This window comes from Streptomyces sp. NPDC018031, from assembly GCF_044327625.1.
Taxonomy (GTDB): domain Bacteria; phylum Actinomycetota; class Actinomycetes; order Streptomycetales; family Streptomycetaceae; genus Streptomyces.
Window position 1 is genome coordinate 83,492 of record NZ_JBIRFT010000012.1, and the last position, 15,120, is coordinate 98,611.

Sequence of the window (15,120 nt, forward strand, 5' to 3'; positions counted from 1 at the left end):
GGCTACGCCTTGCCCCGGAAGACCTCGATCAGGCCGGCGTAACCGGCCCCGGCGTGGCCGGCCTCGATGGCCCGCTCGGTGAGGGCCTGGATCCGGGCCGGCCACTCGGTGTCGATGCCCGCCGCCGCGCTCTCCCGCACCAGGTACTTCATGGTGGCCAGGTGCGTCTCCAGGGAGACGTCGTCGGCCGGGTACTCGCCGCGGTCCAGCTGTTCGGCGTAGGCCCCGATGAACTGGGTGACGCTGCCCACCCACTGGTTGGCGAACGGAGCGAACGCGGTCGCGTCGACCCCGGCCGCGCCCAGCAGCGCGGCGCCGTGCAGGAACGCGTTGAGGGTGCCCCACATCAGGCCGAGCAGGGCCACGTCGTAGAGGGACGCCAGGCCGGGGTCCTCGCCGAAGAAGGTGGCGCTGCCCAGCCGGTCCAGGCTGTCGCGGTGCTGCGCGAACACCTCCGGCGCTCCGCTGAACAGCAAGAACGCCTCCGGTCGGCCGATGACCTCGGGGATCGCCATGATCGCGCCGTCCAGGTAGTCGCCGGTCCAGGTGGACAGCTCGCGCGCCTCCTCGGAGGTGCCCGAGGTCAGGTTGACCAGGGCCCGGCCGGCCAGGTCGGCCCGGTGCGGCCCGAGTGCGGCCCGTACCGCGGCGGCGTCGGTGAGGCAGACCACGACCAGCGGGCTCGCCCGCACCGCGTCGGCCACGGACGGTGCGAGCACGGCCCCCCGGGCCACCAACTCGTCCGCCCTGGCGGCGGTGCGGTTCCACACCGTCGTCGGGTGGCCCGCCTCGAGGAAGGCGGCGGCGAGGGCCTTGCCCATCAGGCCGAGGCCGATGACCGTGACGGGGGCGTTGCGGGGGTCGGTGGTGACTGCGGTGTTCGGTGTGTTCGTCATGGGAGGACTGTGCGCGAGGGGGGTTGTGGCCGGTCTCCGGAAAGGTTGCGGCCGGGTTGTGGGTACCGTGGTCCGGTGCGATTCGGAGTGCTGGGCCCCCTGGAGGTATGGACGTCGGACGGTCGGCCCGTCCGGGTGCCGGAGACCAGGATCCGCACCGTCCTGTCCGTGCTGCTGGTGCACCGGGGCGAGGCCGTCTCGGTGGACCGGCTCATCGACGCGCTGTGGGGCGCCGCGCCGCCGGCGAACGACGTCCGCACGCTGCGGTCCAAGGTCTCGCTGCTGCGGCGCACCCTGGAGGAGGCCGAGCCCGGCGGCCGCGACCTGATCGAGTCCGGGCCGGCCGGCTACCTGCTGCGGGTGGACGACGACGCGGTCGACGCCGGGCGCTTCGCGGAATTGCTGCGCCGCGCGCGGGCGGTGACCGGTGACCCGCGGGCCAGGGCCCGGCTGCTGGACGCGGCAGCGGGTCTGTGGCGGGGCGCCACGGCCTTCGCCGACCACGCCGACGAGGAGTTCGCCCGGGCCGAGGCCCGGCGGCTGGAGGAGCAGCGGCTGGCCGCCCTCGAGGAACTCGCCGAGGCACGACTCGAACTCGGCGAACACGCGCCGCTCGCCGCGGAACTGGGGGAACTCGTCGCCGCGCATCCGCTCCGCGAACGGCTGCGGTCCGCGCACGTGCGGGCGCTGTACCTGGCCGGCCGGCAGGACGAGGCGCTGGCGAGTCTGGGCGAGCTGCGCGACCGGCTCCGGGACGACCTCGGCATCGACCCGGGCCGTGAACTGACCGGACTGCACGAGGCGATCCTGCGGCAGGACGCCGCGCTGGCCCCCGCAGCCGCGCCCGGGCCCCGAGCCGGGCCGTGCGGCAACCTGCCCGCGCCGCTGACGGACCTGGTCGGCCGGGCCGAGGAAGTGCGGCGGGTCCGTGAACTGCTCGCCGCGGCGCGCCTGGTGACGCTGACCGGGCCCGGCGGCGTCGGCAAGACGCGGCTGGCGCTGGAGGCGGCCGCGCGCCACGCCGGGGAACTCCCGGACGGCGCCTGGCTGGTGGAGCTGGCGTCGGCGCGGACCACCGCCGAGGTGTACGAGGCGGTCGCGGCGGTGCTCGGGGTGCGGGACGAGCCGGGCGCCCCCGCCCGCTCCCCGTCCGGGCAGCTGGCCGACGCCCTCGCCGGCCGGGAGATGCTGCTCGTGCTGGACAACTGCGAGCACGTGGTGGAACCGGTGGCCGAGCTGAGCGCGCGGCTGCTGCGCGCCGCGCCCGCGCTGCGGGTCCTGGCCACCAGTCAGGAACCGCTCGCGGTCGCCGGCGAACGGCTGTGGACCGTCGCGCCGCTGTCCCTGCCCGGCCCGGGGGCGGACCGGCCGGAGCAGTCGGACGCGGTGCGGCTGTTCGTCAACCGGGCCACCGCCGCCGCCCCCGGCTTCCGGCTCGGACCGGGCGACGCGGAGGCCGTCGCCACCATCTGCCGTCGACTGGACGGCATCCCGCTGGCGCTGGAGATGGCGGCGGCCCGGGTGCGCGTGATGCCCGTGGCCGACCTCGCCGCCCGCCTCGACGACCGCTTCCGGGTGCTCACCGCGACGCTGCGCGCCGCCCCGACCCGGCAGCGCACGCTGCGGGCCACCATCGACTGGAGCTGGAGCCTGCTCGGCGAGCCGGAGCGGATCGTGCTGCGCCGCCTGTCGGTGGGCGCCGACGGCTGGACCCTGGAGGCCGCCGAGGCGGTCTGCGCCGGCGGGCGGGTGGACCGGGACGACGTCCTCGACCTGCTCGGACGGCTGGTGGACCGGTCCCTGGTGGTGCAGCACGACGGCCGGTACCGGCTGCTGGAGTCGGTCGCCGCCTACGGTGCGGAGCGGCTCGCCGGGGCGGAGGACGAGGACGACCGGCGCACCCGCGACCGTCACCTGGCGTACTACGCCGACCTCGCCGAGCGGGCCGACGCCCGGCTCCGGGGCCGCGAGCAGGGGCCGTGGCTGGCCCGGTTGGAGGCCGAGGCCGCCAATCTGCGGGCCGCCCTCGCCCACGCCGTGCGCCACGGCGCGGCCGACACGGCGCTGCGGCTGGTCTGCGCCCTGGCGTGGTTCTGGTTCCTGCGCGGCCGGTTCGCCGAGGCACGCCGCTCGTTCGACCTCGCGCTGTCGGTCGGCGGCAGCCCGGGGCGGAAGGCCGCGGCCCGCGCCTGGCGGGCCGGCATGTCGCTGCTGCTGCGCGACGGGCACGGGGCGGACGCCCGGCCGGTGGCGAAGGCGTACGACACCATCGGGGACCCGGCCGGGCGGGCCCGGGCCCGCTGGTTCCTGGCGCTGGGCCGGACCGGGTTCGGCGACCCGGCGGCCACCTTCGGGCTGGCCGACCGGGCGTACGCCGATCTCGACGCCCTGGGCGACCGCTGGGGTGCCGCCGCGGCCCTGGTGGTCCGCGCGGAGGTCTTGCTCTACCAGGGCGAACAGGACCGGGCGCGGGCGGACGCCCGGCGGGCGCAGGCGGTGTTCGAGGAACTCGGCGACGGCTGGGGCCGGTTGCAGGCCGCGTACGTGCTGGGGGACCTGGCCGAGATGACCGGGGACTACGGCACCGCGGAGCGGCTGCGCGCGGAGGGCCACCGGCTCGCCCACGACCTGGCGCTGTGGAACGACGCCTCGAAGATGCTGGCCCGGCTGGGCCGCACCGCCCTGCTCACCGGCGACCTCGAACGCGCCGTGGACCTCCACGAGCGGGCCAGGCGGCTGGCCGCGGCGCACGGCTTCCGGCGGGGCGAGGAGTTCGCCGAGGTCGGCCTGGGCCTGGTGGCCCGCCGCCAGGGCAGGCTGGACGACGCCGAGGCGCACCTGCGCGCCTGGCTCGACTGGTGCCGCCGGTGGGAAGGCGACCACGGGGTGGCGTTCATCCTGGCCGAGCTCGGCTTCGTCGCCGAGCAGCGCGGGGACGCCGGTACGGCCCGCGGGCTGCACCTGGAAGGGCTGGACCACGCCCGCCGCACCGGCGATCCGCGCGCGGTCGCCCTCGCCCACGAGGGCCTGGCCGGGGCCGCGGCCCTCGGCGGCGACCACGCGCTGGCCGCCCGGCTGCTGGGCACGGCCGCCGCCGCCCGGGACGCGGTCCGCACGCCGTTGCCCGCCGCCGAGCGCGGGGACGTGGACCGGATCGCCGCGGCGGTCCGCGCCGAACTGCCGCCGCGGGCCTACGACCTCGCCTTCGAGGAGGGCGTCGCGGCCTTCTCCGCGGTGGCCCCGGCGCCCGGCCCCCGCGGCACCGGCGACCCGGCCGTTCCCGCCGGGCCGGCCGGCCGCGCGGTGCCCGCGGGCTGACCCCGGAGCGCCGCGCGGACCCGGGCACGCCGCCCGGCCGGTGCCGCCGGGTCAGTCGACCGCGGCCGTGGCGCGGACCTCGTACGCCTCCAGGCCCGGGGTGGCGAGGAGTTCCGCGACACAGGCCGCCGAACCGCCGACGTAGGTGCTCACCAGGTCCACGTCGCCGCCCACGCACCAGGCGCGGTCCTGCGGCCACCACAGGTCGGGGAGTTCCGGCGGCACCCCGCCGGTGTCCCGCGCGGGCGAGTCCGCGTCCTCGAGCGCACCGGCGAGCAGGATCTCGTCGCGGCCGGGGGTGGCGAAGACCGGGACACCGTCCCAGTCGTAGTGCCCGTAGCCCTCCCACAGCCCGAACCAGCAGCGGTCGGCGGTTCCGGTGTGCCGGGACAGCACCGGGACGAGGGCGCGGGCGACGTCCGGTGGGGTCGGGCCCTCGTCCGGGTGCTCGTCCCAGACGCCGGGGACGGCCGGGGTGTCGTCGTTGCGGTACATGAGGCGGTCGGTGAGTCCGATCAGCTCGTGCCAGCGGGTGGCCGCGGACACCGTCCGGCCGTGCAGCGGGGCGACCCGGTCCCAGCGCACCGGTTCGGTACCGAGCCGGGCGGGGTGGAGGATCCGGGCGTACGCCTCGAAGCCGGGCGCGCAGACCGCCGCCACGGTGCCGAACCGGCCGTCGCGGGACAGCCGCCGTACCAGCCAGCGGGCGGGGGTGAGGTGCCGCTGGACGCGGAGCCGGCCGTAGACGGACGGGGGCGGATCCCGGTGGACGAACATCCGCCCAGTATCGCCCCCGCCGGGTCCGGCCCGCCGCGGGGTGCGCCGGCCGGACCGCCGCCGCCGGCCCCGGCAGCGGATCGGGGCGCCCGGGGCCGTCCGGAACACCGCGCCGCGGCCCTCTCGACGCCGCGGCTACTCGCTGGTTAAGGTGCGCCCGCACGACGGAACGGTTCGGGAAGAGGAGGCCGCCGTGGCCACGACGGAGGGGACGCCCCCGACGGAGCCGGAGGAGTCCGGCGGAGACGCGCTGTATGTGCTGACCGCGGTTCTGCTGACACCGGCCCAGTTCCCCAGTGTGCTGGGCGACGACTTCCCCGAGGCGTGCGCGGCCCTCGGCCTGGCGCCGTACGAGGCGGGTTACGGGCTGGTGCTCGGCCAGGACGGTGCCGGGGCGCGGTGGACGGTGGTGACCGACGACGTCTCGCTGGTCGCCTGTGCGGTCGCCGCCTGGGACTGCGGCATGGAGTACGAACTGGCCGTCGCCCCGCGCTCGGTGCTGGTCTCGCTGCCGGGTTGGCCGCTGGCGGTGGCGGTGGCCGCGCCGGGGGTGCCCGCCCCGCACGACCCGGTCCCGGCGGAGGCCCGGGAGGCGGCCCCGCGGGCGCTCGCCCCGCCGGACTCCGGGGAGTGGGGGCCGGCCCAACGGCGGCTGGGGGCGGACGAGATCGCGCTCCAGTGGGCCGCCTGGCGGTCCCGGATCAGCGACGACGACACCTTCGTCCCCTCCGGGCAGCAGCCGCACGGCGGGGTGCGGCGGGTGCTGTCGGAAGCGCGCGCCTATCTGGACTCCCCTCCCCCGCCGGGCCGGGTGCGGTCCGCGTTCGCCTCCGGCGAGGCCCGTACGCTGCGCGCCGACGGGCCGGGCTGGAGCATGGTGGCCCGGACCGACGACATCGCGTTCGTGCTGCTGGACGAGGCGCCCGGCGAGGTGCTGCCGGTCGGCAGGGGGCCGGAACTGCCCGGTCTGCTGACCGCCCTGGACGACCTGGCGGTCCGTCCGCACTGAGCCGGGGTGGTGCCCCGCTCCCGCCCGGCGGGACCGGCCCGGCGCGTCGCGTCCACCACCCGGCTGTCATGATCACCGGGTAGTGATCGACGCGTGCCGGCAGGGCGGAGCGGGGCTCCCGCCCGGTGAGGAGAGGGCCATGGACACGTCCGAGCGGGCGGAGCCGGACCGGATACGGCCGGTGGAGGTGCTGCCGGTGGGCCGGGTGACCGGTGGCCGGACGACGGTGACGGACGACGACTGGGGCCCGGTCACGGCGGTCATCCGGCTGGACGGCTCCCGGTTCGGGCCCGAGGCGCTGTACGGGCTCGCCGACTTCTCCCATCTGGAGGTCGTCTACCACTTCGACCGGGTCGACGAGCGGAAGGTGGAGACCGGGGCGCGGCATCCGCGCGGCAACCCCGACTGGCCGCTCACCGGGGTGTTCGCGCAGCGCGCCAAGAACCGGCCCAACCGGCTGGGCGTCTCGCGCTGCCGGCTGCTGTCGGTCGACGGTCTGGACATCGAGGTGGCGGGCCTGGACGCGGTCGACGGCACTCCGGTGCTCGACATCAAGCCGTACATGGCGGAGTTCGGGCCGCGCGGCGAGGTGGTGCAGCCGCCGTGGTCGGTGGAGCTGATGCGCTCCTACTACTGAGCCGTCGGACCGTCCGCCGGGCCGTCCGGCCCGTGCCGGGCCCTGGCCGGGCCGGACGGCCCGGCCCCGGCTCCGCGGGCACCGCCCGGTTAGCCTCGGGGACATGACACGCACTGTGGTGATCAGCGGGGGTGGCACCGGCATCGGCCTCGCGGCCGCCCGGACCTTCGCTGCCGACGGGGACCGGGTGCTGCTGCTCGGGCGGCGCGCGGAGGTACTGGAACGGGCGGCGGCCGGGGTACCGGGCGCGCGGTGGTACGCGGCCGACCTCGGCGAGCCCGACGGCGCCCGGGGCGCGGCCGCGTTCGCCGCCGAAGCGCTGGGCCGCGTCGATGTGCTGCTCAACTGCGCGGGCGGCAACGGCGGTCTGGAGCCGGACGCCGGCACGGCCGACCCGCTGGCGGCAGTCGCCCACGACTGGACGGTCAACTTCCGGATCAACGTACTGACCGCCGCCCTGCTCACCGAGGCGCTGCGCGACCGGCTCACCGCTCCCGGCGGGCGGGTGCTGTTCGTCAGTTCCATCGCGGCCTACCGGGGTTCGGGGACGGGCGCCTACGCGGGGGCCAAGGCGGCCCTCCATCCGTACGCCTTCGACCTCGCCCGGCAGCTGGGCCCCGGCGGTGTGACGGTGAACGTGGTCGCCCCGGGATACATCGAGGACACCGAGTTCTTCGGCCCGCACATGGCGGAGGAGGACCACCGGGCGCGGGCGGCGCAGAGCGTGACCGGCCGGGCGGGTACCCCCGACGACGTCGCGCGGACCCTGCACTGGCTCGCCTCGGCCGCCGCCGGGCACCTGACGGCACAGGTGGTACAGGTCAACGGCGGTGCGCTCCCCGGACGCTGACGCGCCCCCACCGGGCCGCACGCGGCCGCCGTGGCGCCCCGGCCCCGCCGCTACCGTGAGTTCATGACGCACATAGAGATCAACGGGGCGCCCGCCACCGCGGACGCGTTGCGCCTGCCCGCGCTCACCGGTTACGGGCACTTCACGGCGATGCAGGTCAGGACCGGCCGGGTGCGGGGACTCGAACTCCACCTCGGCCGGCTCCGGTCGGCGACCCGGGAACTGTTCGGCGGCGACCTGGACCCCGAGCGGGTCCGGACCGACGTCCGGCACGCGCTGGACGCGGCCGGGGTGCACGACGCCTCGGTCCGCGTCCACGTCTACTGGCCCGACGGCGACGAGCGGGCCACCCTGATGGTCACGGTACGACCGCCCCGGACGATGCCCGGCCGGCCCCGGAGCCTGCTGCCGGTGCCGTTCGTCCGGGAGGTCGCGCACATCAAGCACCTCGGGGTCTTCGGCCAGAACCACTTCCTGGCGGCCGCCCGCCGCGCCGGACACGACGAGGCGCTGCTGACGGATCCGCGGGGGGTGGTGGCCGAGGGCGCGGTCACCAACATCGCCTTCTGGGACGGCGCCTCGGTGGTGTGGCCGGACGCCCCCGCGCTGCTGGGCATCACCATGGCGCTGCTGGAACCGCGGCTGCCCTCGGAGCGCCGCCGGGTGACCCTGGCCGGCCTGCCGTCCTACCGGGCGGCCTTCGTCACCAACTCGGAGGGGTTCGCCCCGGTGGAGCGGATCGGCGATGTGGCGTACCCGGTCGACGCCGAGGTGATGAAGCGGGTCGCGGCGGCGTACGACGCGGTGGCGTGGGACCCGGTCTGAGCCCGCCGGAGGGGGCGGGCGTACCGCGGCGCGCCCGGCCGCGCACGCGCGCGGGCGGTGCTCGCGCGGGCGCCCGGACATACCCACCCGGCAGACGAACGCACCCGCGGCCGGTGCTCGCCCACCGGGAGCGCCGCCCGGCGGCGGGGCGGGCCCGTCAGTCCAGCGGCTTGTCGAAGTTGAAGGCGGTGACGGCCATCCGCTCGCGGAAGTAGAAGCGGTGGGCGTCCGTGCGGTGGGTGCCGGAGTCCAGGTTGAGGACGCTGCAGCCGGCCCGGCGGGCGTGTTCCTCCAGATGGGCCAGGAGGGCGTGGCCGACGCCGGTGGAGCGTGCGAGGGCCGCGGTCACCAGGTCGTCGACGTAGAGCTTGCGCAGCGTGGCGGTGGTGTCCATCACCCGCCAGCCGGCCACTCCGAGGCAGTCGCCCTCGTCCGAGTACGCCGCGGTGAAGCGCAGCCCCTGGGCGTGGCCGCGCTCGCGGACCGCGCGGAAGGTCTCCTCGGTGAGGTGCGGGCGGAGTTCCCGCAGCACCGGCAGGACGTCGGTGGTCAGCCGGGGATCGCCCGGCTCCAGGTCTTCGATCTTCATAGCGGGAACTGTACGCGGCGCGCCGGCGGTGACCGCCCTGGGTGCCTGCGACGGGCGCCATGGGGCGTCCGGGGGGCGCCGGACGGCGGGGACGGGGCCCCGGGGTCCGCGAGCCGCCCGGGGAGCGGGGCCGGCCGGGCGGTCGGGGTGCCGGCACCGACCGACTCGCCGTGACGCACATCACTCACCGAACGCGCCCATCGGGCGACTTCACCAGGTACCCTCGGCGATCCCTGCTTCCACTAGTCAAATTTGAGGAATGCGTCATCGCTGTGACACCACCCTCCGCGGCAACGCCCTCCGAGATCTCCGAACTCGTCCGCTGCTCCGCGGTGTTCCTCCCCGCCGACCCGGCACGCACCGGCCAGGTCGCCTTCTGGCACCCGGACGGCCCGCCCGCCACCGCCCACGGCCGGGCCGAGGACCTGACCGTCGTCACCCCCGAGGGCTCCGGCGTCACCACCCGGACCGTGCCCGCCCTGCTGCTGCCGGTCCGCACGGCACTGCCGGTGCTCACCCGCGCCCGTGCCACCCGGGCCCACCCGGCGGCGGCCTACTGGGGCTCCGTGGCGGTCCTCGCCCTGCAACTCGCCGCCCGCGGCCGGCTGCTGCCGGGCCTCACCGCGACCGACCACGACGCCTGGCGGATGGGACCGCTCGCCCCCGAGGACCTGCGGCGGGTACGGGAACTGGCCGCCGCGATGCCGCCCGAGGCACGTGCGGTGCCGCTGCCCGGCCCCGGCGCCACGCTGCTCCCGGACGCCGAGCCACTGGTCCGCGCGTTCCTCGACGCCGTCGCGGACGGCCTGCCCCGCTCCCCCGCCGCCGCGCTGGCCGCCGGCGGCCCCGCCTTCGCCGCCCCCGAGCCCCAGCGGCTGCCGGCCCAGCGCGCCTGGGCCGCCGACATCGCCGCCGGACACGACGCGGGCGTGCGGCTCTCGCTGCGTGTGGAGGTCACCGGCCCGCCGGGGGGCCTCGCCACCGACGACGAAACGGGGCCCGGCCTCCGTGCGGTACTCCAGCTGCACAGCCTCGCCGACCCCGCGCTCGTCGCCGACGCCGCCGACGTCTGGGCCGAGGCCACCCCCCTGCTCTCCGCGCTCGGACCGCGCGCCCGGATGGACGCGCTGCTGACCCTGCGCCGGGCCGCCCGCGCCTGGCCCGCCCTCACCCCGCTGCTGGACGCCGCCGTACCCGACGCCATCGACCTCGCCGACGAGGAGGTCGGCGAGCTGCTGGGGTCCGCCACCGGCGCCCTGGAGGCCGCGGGGGTGCAAGTGCACTGGCCCAGGGAGCTGATGCGCCCGCTCACCGCCCGCGCCGTGGTGGGCCCGGCCGGCGACCCGGATCCGGACGGCGACCCGGACCGGGCCGGCCGGCCGGAACCCGGACTCCCCTCCTTCCTCTCCGCCGACGCGCTGCTCGGCTTCGACTGGCGCTTCGCGCTGGGCGACGAGCAGCTCACCCAGGCCGAACTGGACCGGCTGGCCGAAGCCGCCCGCCCCGTCGTCCGGCTCCGCGACCAGTGGGTGGTGATCGATCCGGAGGCGGTCCGCCGGGCCCGCGACCGCGGCCGGGCCGACCACAAGCTCAGCCCCGTCGAGGCACTGGGCGCCGCCCTCACCGGGCGGGCGGAGACCGCCGACGGCACCGTGGAGGTGGAGGCGTCCGGCTGGCTGGCCGCGCTGCGGGACCGTATCGCCCGCCCCGAGGAGCCGGGCCGCCGCCCGGTGGCCCAGCCCGCCGCGCTCGCCGCGACGCTGCGCGACTACCAGCTGCGCGGCCTGGACTGGCTGGACCGGATGACCTCCCTGGGTCTGGGCGGCTGCCTCGCCGACGACATGGGCCTGGGCAAGACCATCACCCTGATCGCCCTCCATCTGCACCGGCAGACCGCGCCGGAGGCCGCCGGCCCGACCCTGGTCGTCTGCCCGGCCTCGCTGATGGGCAACTGGCAGCGGGAGATCGAGCGGTTCGCGCCCGGCACCCCGGTGCGTCGTCACCACGGCCCGGGGCGCACCCTGGAGGGCCTCGCGGACGGCGAGTTCGTCCTGACCACGTACGGCACCATGCGCCTGGACGCGGCGCGGCTGGCCGGCGCCGGCCCCTGGGGGCTGCTCGTCGCCGACGAGGCACAGCACGTCAAGAACCCGTTCTCGGCGACCGCCAAGCAGCTGCGCACCATCGGCGCCAAGGCCCGGGTGGCGCTCTCCGGCACCCCGGTCGAGAACAACCTCACCGAACTGTGGGCGATCCTCGACTGGACCACGCCCGGGCTGCTGGGCACCCTCGGCGCCTTCCGCCGGCGCTACGCCCAGCACATCGAGGGCGGAGCGGCCGCCGGGGCGGCCGACCCGACCGCCGCCGAGCGGCTGGCCCGCCTGATCCGGCCGTTCCTGCTGCGGCGCCGGAAGTCGGACCCGGGCATCGCCCCGGAGCTGCCGCCTAAGACCGAGACCGACCGCGCGGTGTCCCTCACCGCCGAACAGGCCACCCTGTACGAGGCGGTGGTGCGCGAGATGCTGGCGGAGATCTCCGGCGCCGACGCCCTGGCCCGGCGCGGGCTCATCGTCAAGCTGCTCACCGCGCTCAAGCAGATCTGCAACCACCCGGCGCAGTACCTCAAGGAGGACGAACCGCGGATCGCCGGCCGCTCGGGGAAGCTGGAGCTGCTGGACGAACTGCTGGACACCATCCTCGCCGAGGACGCGGGCGTGCTCGTCTTCACGCAGTACGTGCAGATGGCCCGCCTCCTGGAACGGCACCTGGCGGCGCGCGGCGTGCCGACGCTGTTCCTGCACGGCGGCACGCCGGTGGCCCGGCGCGACGCGATGGTGCGGGAGTTCCAGGACGGGGCGGCGCCGGTCTTCCTGCTGTCCCTCAAGGCGGCCGGCACCGGCCTGAACCTCACCCGCGCCGAGCACGTGGTGCACTTCGACCGCTGGTGGAACCCGGCCGTCGAGGCGCAGGCCACCGACCGCGCCTACCGCATCGGCCAGACCCGGCCGGTGCAGGTCCACCGCATGGTCACCGAGGGCACCGTGGAGGACCGCATCGCGGCCCTGCTGGAACGCAAGAGGGAACTGGCGGACGCGGTGCTCGGCTCCGGAGAGGCCGCGCTGACCGAACTGACCGACGCCGAACTGGCCGAGCTCGTGCAGCTGACGGGGAGCACGCGATGACGGGACACCACGACGACGAGCACGCCTTCGGGGAGGAGCCGCTCCCCGCTGCCGAGGAGCGCACCTTCGCCGCGCTGCCGCCCGCCCGCGGGCGCGGTTTCGCCGACAGCTGGTGGGGGCGGGCCTGGCTCAAGGCGCTGGAGGACACGGCGCTCGACGGGCAGCAGCTCAAGCAGGGGCGCAAGCAGGCCCGGGAGGGCGCGGTGGGCGCGGTGTCGGTGCGCCCGGGCCGGATCACCGCCGTGGTCCGGGACCGCGACGGCACCTCGTACCGCTCCGACGTGCTGCTCCAGGAGCTGGACGCGGACGCCTGGGACCGGCTGCTGGAGGTCGTGGCGGACCGCGCCGGGCACATCGCCGCGCTGCTCGACCGGGACATGCCGCCGGACCTGGTGGAGGACGCGGCGGCGGCCGGTGTCGACCTGCTGCCCGGGATCGGCGACCTGGAACCGGAGTGCGCCTGTGACGCCTGGGACCACTGCCCGCACACCGCGGCGCTCTGCTACCAGGTGGCCCGGCTGCTGGACCAGGACCCCTTCGTGCTGCTGCTGATGCGCGGCCGGGGGGAACGGGACCTGCTGGACGAACTCCAGGTGCGCAGCGCCACCCGGGCCGTGCGCACGGCCGGCGAGCGGCCCGCCGTGGACGCCCCTCCGCCGTCGCCCGGCTCGCGGGGCATACCGGCGGCGGAGGTCTTCGCCCTGGCCGGCTCGGTGGCCCCGCTGCCCGCTCCGCCCCCGGCGGTGACCGCCCCGGCCCGCCCGCCGGCGCTCGACGGAGGCACCGAGCCCGCCCCGGGGCTCGACCCGGCGGCGCTGGAGTTCCTCGTCGCGGACGCCGCGGCGCGCGCCCACCGACTGCTGCTGGCGGCGCTGGCACCGGGCCACGCGGACACCCCGCTGCCGGCCGAGCCGACCGTCTGGCAGGACGCGGTCCGCATGATCGCCTCGGCGGACGGGGACTCACCGGTCGGCCGCGCGGCCGGCGACCGGCTGGCCGCGGGCTGCGGACGCGGCCGGACCGACCTGGAGCGCGCGGTGACCGCCTGGCGGCACGGCGGCCCGGTGTCGCTGGCCGTCCTGGAGGAGGAGTGGGTGCCGGACGCGGAGGCACTCACCCGCGCCCGCGCCCAGCTGGCCGGTGCCTGGCAGGACGACGACCGGGCGCCCCGGCTGCGCGCCACCGCGAACCGGTGGACGGTGGTGGGCACCGGGGCGCAGCTGCGCTACGGGCCGGACGGACGCTGGTGGCCGTACCGGAAGGAGCGGGGCGGCTGGTGGCCCGCCGGGCCGGCCGGCCGCGACCCGGCGGTGGCCCTGGCCGCGCTGCTGGACGGGTGACCCGGCGCCCGGCGGGTGCGCCGCGGGGAGCGGGCACCCGCCGGGACCGGTCCGGTCGCCGCGGGGCGGGGACGGAGGGAGACCGCCGGGCGGGCGGCGGTGGCCGGGGCGCGGCGGGCGCGGAGTTGAGGCCGGCGGGAGCTGCCAGCATGCTGGACGGGCCACCGTACCGGTGCGGCGGCAGGCGGCCCGGCCGCACCCGCCGCACCGCCGTACCCGAGGAGAGCGCGATGGCCGCAGCCCCGCTGCCCGCACCGGACGGGCCTCTGGTGGTCGGCGTGGACAGCTCCACGCAGGGCACCAAGGTGCTGCTGGTCGACGCGCCGACCGGGCGGGTGGTGGCCCGCGGCCTGGCACCGCACACCGTCCACGGCCGGGACGGCGGCCGGGAGAGCGAGCCGGAGGAATGGTGGCAGGCGCTGGTCGAGGCGCTCCACCGGTGCGGCCCCTGGGTCCGGCAGACCGCCGCCGTCTCCGTGGCCGCCCAGCAGCACGGGCTGGTCACCCTGGACGCCCGCGGCCGTCCGGTCCGCCCCGCCCTGCTCTGGAACGACGTGCGTTCCGCCCCGCAGCGGGACCGGCTGGTCCGGGAGCTGGGCGGCGCGCGGGCGTGGGCCGAACGGGTCGGCAGCGTGCCCGCCCCGGCGTTCACCGTGACCAAGTGGGCGTGGCTGCGGGAGCGGGAACCGCACGCCGCGCGCGATACGGCCGCCGTGCGGCTGCCGCACGACTATCTGACCGAGCGCCTGACCGGCCGGGGTACCACGGACCGCGGCGACGTGTCCGGCACCGGCTGGTGGAACGCCGGCACCGAGTCCTACGACGAGGAGATCCTCCGTCACGTGGGACTGCCGACGGAGCTGCTGCCGCACGTGGTGCGGCACGGCGAGGCCGTCGGGACGGTACGCGGACTGCCCGGGCAGCCGCTGCCCGAGGGCGCCCTGGTGGCCGTGGGCACCGGTGACAACATGGCCGCCGCGCTCGGGCTGGGCCTGCGCCCCGGGTCGCCGGTCCTCAGCCTCGGCACCTCCGGAACCGTCTACGCCGTCTCCGCGGACCGGCCGGCCGACGCCACCGGGGTGGTCGCCGGCTTCGCGGACGCCCGGGACGCGTGGCTGCCGCTGGCCTGCACCCTCAACTGCACGCTCGCGGTGGACCGGGTGGCGGCGCTGCTCGGCCGGGACCGGGAGGCGGTGGAGCCGGCCGGCCCGGTGGTGGTGCTGCCCTACCTCGACGGCGAGCGGACCCCGGACCTGCCGTTCGCCTCGGGGCTGCTGCACGGGCTGCGGTCCACCACCACCGCGGGCCAGGTCCTCCAGGCGGCTTACGACGGAGCGGTGTTCAGTCTGCTGACCGCGCTCGGCCGGGTCTGCGGCCCGGACCCGGACCCGGACGCCCCGCTGCTGCTCATCGGTGGTGGCGCGCAGGGCGCCGGGTGGCGGGAGACGGTGCGCCGGCTGTCCGGTCGCGCGGTGCGGGTGCCCCGGGCCCGGGACCTGGTGGCCCTCGGCGCCGCCGCCCAGGCCGCGGGGCTGCTGCTGGGCGAGGACCCGGCGGCGGTGGCCCGGCGCTGGGGCACGGCCGACGGACCGCTCCACGAGCCGGTGGCGCGTGACGACGGGACGCTGGAGCGGATCGCCGCCGTGCTGTCCGGCGCCGACGGCCTGCTGCGGCACGGCTGACGTCCGGTCACCGCC

The 15,120-nt window shown here is 77.2% G+C and carries 11 protein-coding genes; 8 read left to right on the forward strand and 3 right to left on the reverse strand.

The features are described from left to right. Window positions 1-2: 2 nt before the first annotated feature. Entirely contained in the window at window positions 3-896 is an 894-nt protein-coding gene (locus tag ACH4B3_RS24205; RefSeq protein WP_398465937.1) for an NAD(P)-dependent oxidoreductase, read from the reverse strand. A gap of 75 nt (window positions 897-971) precedes the next feature. Here ACH4B3_RS24205 and ACH4B3_RS24210 point away from each other — a divergent pair, with 75 nt between their 5' ends. Beyond that, complete coding sequence (locus ACH4B3_RS24210) at window positions 972-4,214, forward strand: BTAD domain-containing putative transcriptional regulator (protein ID WP_398465939.1); 3,243 nt, start codon at window positions 972-974, stop codon at window positions 4,212-4,214. Between the two features lie 51 nt (window positions 4,215-4,265). On the opposite strand, the gene ACH4B3_RS24215 is transcribed toward ACH4B3_RS24210, so the two are convergent. Beyond that, entirely contained in the window at window positions 4,266-4,991 is a 726-nt protein-coding gene (locus tag ACH4B3_RS24215) for a hypothetical protein (RefSeq protein WP_398465941.1), read from the reverse strand. 193 nt (window positions 4,992-5,184) lie between these two features. On the opposite strand from ACH4B3_RS24215, the gene ACH4B3_RS24220 reads away from it, so the two are divergent. The 4 genes from ACH4B3_RS24220 (at window position 5,185) to ACH4B3_RS24235 (ending at window position 8,312) form a co-directional block, all read left to right on the forward strand. Further along, window positions 5,185-6,000, forward strand: a complete 816-nt coding sequence (locus ACH4B3_RS24220) for a hypothetical protein (protein ID WP_398465942.1) — start codon at window positions 5,185-5,187, stop codon at window positions 5,998-6,000. A 139-nt stretch (window positions 6,001-6,139) separates the two neighbouring features. After that, the gene (locus ACH4B3_RS24225) at window positions 6,140-6,637 is read left to right on the forward strand and encodes an SAM-dependent methyltransferase (RefSeq protein ID WP_398465944.1); all 498 of its coding nucleotides are present in this window, start codon (window positions 6,140-6,142) and stop codon (window positions 6,635-6,637) included. A gap of 103 nt (window positions 6,638-6,740) precedes the next feature. Then, on the forward strand, window positions 6,741-7,487 hold the full coding sequence (locus ACH4B3_RS24230) for an SDR family NAD(P)-dependent oxidoreductase (RefSeq protein WP_398465946.1): 747 nt from the start codon (window positions 6,741-6,743) through the stop codon (window positions 7,485-7,487). Between the two features lie 63 nt (window positions 7,488-7,550). Continuing rightward, on the forward strand, window positions 7,551-8,312 hold the full coding sequence (locus ACH4B3_RS24235; RefSeq protein WP_398465948.1) for an aminotransferase class IV: 762 nt from the start codon (window positions 7,551-7,553) through the stop codon (window positions 8,310-8,312). 157 nt (window positions 8,313-8,469) lie between these two features. Here ACH4B3_RS24235 and ACH4B3_RS24240 read toward each other — a convergent pair whose 3' ends face one another. Continuing rightward, window positions 8,470-8,901, reverse strand: coding sequence for a GNAT family N-acetyltransferase (locus ACH4B3_RS24240; RefSeq protein WP_398465950.1), 432 nt, complete (start codon window positions 8,899-8,901; stop codon window positions 8,470-8,472). 272 nt (window positions 8,902-9,173) lie between these two features. On the opposite strand from ACH4B3_RS24240, the gene ACH4B3_RS24245 reads away from it, so the two are divergent. From ACH4B3_RS24245 to xylB, 3 genes are all read left to right on the forward strand, one after another. Then, the gene (locus tag ACH4B3_RS24245; protein ID WP_398465951.1) at window positions 9,174-12,083 is read left to right on the forward strand and encodes a DEAD/DEAH box helicase; all 2,910 of its coding nucleotides are present in this window, start codon (window positions 9,174-9,176) and stop codon (window positions 12,081-12,083) included. Beyond that, window positions 12,080-13,423: an SWF or SNF family helicase gene (locus ACH4B3_RS24250; protein ID WP_398465953.1), complete on the forward strand. Its 1,344-nt coding sequence runs from the start codon at window positions 12,080-12,082 to the stop codon at window positions 13,421-13,423. The genes ACH4B3_RS24245 and ACH4B3_RS24250 overlap by 4 nt, the downstream gene beginning before the upstream one ends. Before the next feature lie 230 nt (window positions 13,424-13,653). Beyond that, window positions 13,654-15,105: a xylulokinase gene (gene xylB / locus ACH4B3_RS24255; RefSeq protein ID WP_398465955.1), complete on the forward strand. Its 1,452-nt coding sequence runs from the start codon at window positions 13,654-13,656 to the stop codon at window positions 15,103-15,105. Window positions 15,106-15,120: the final 15 nt, after the last annotated feature.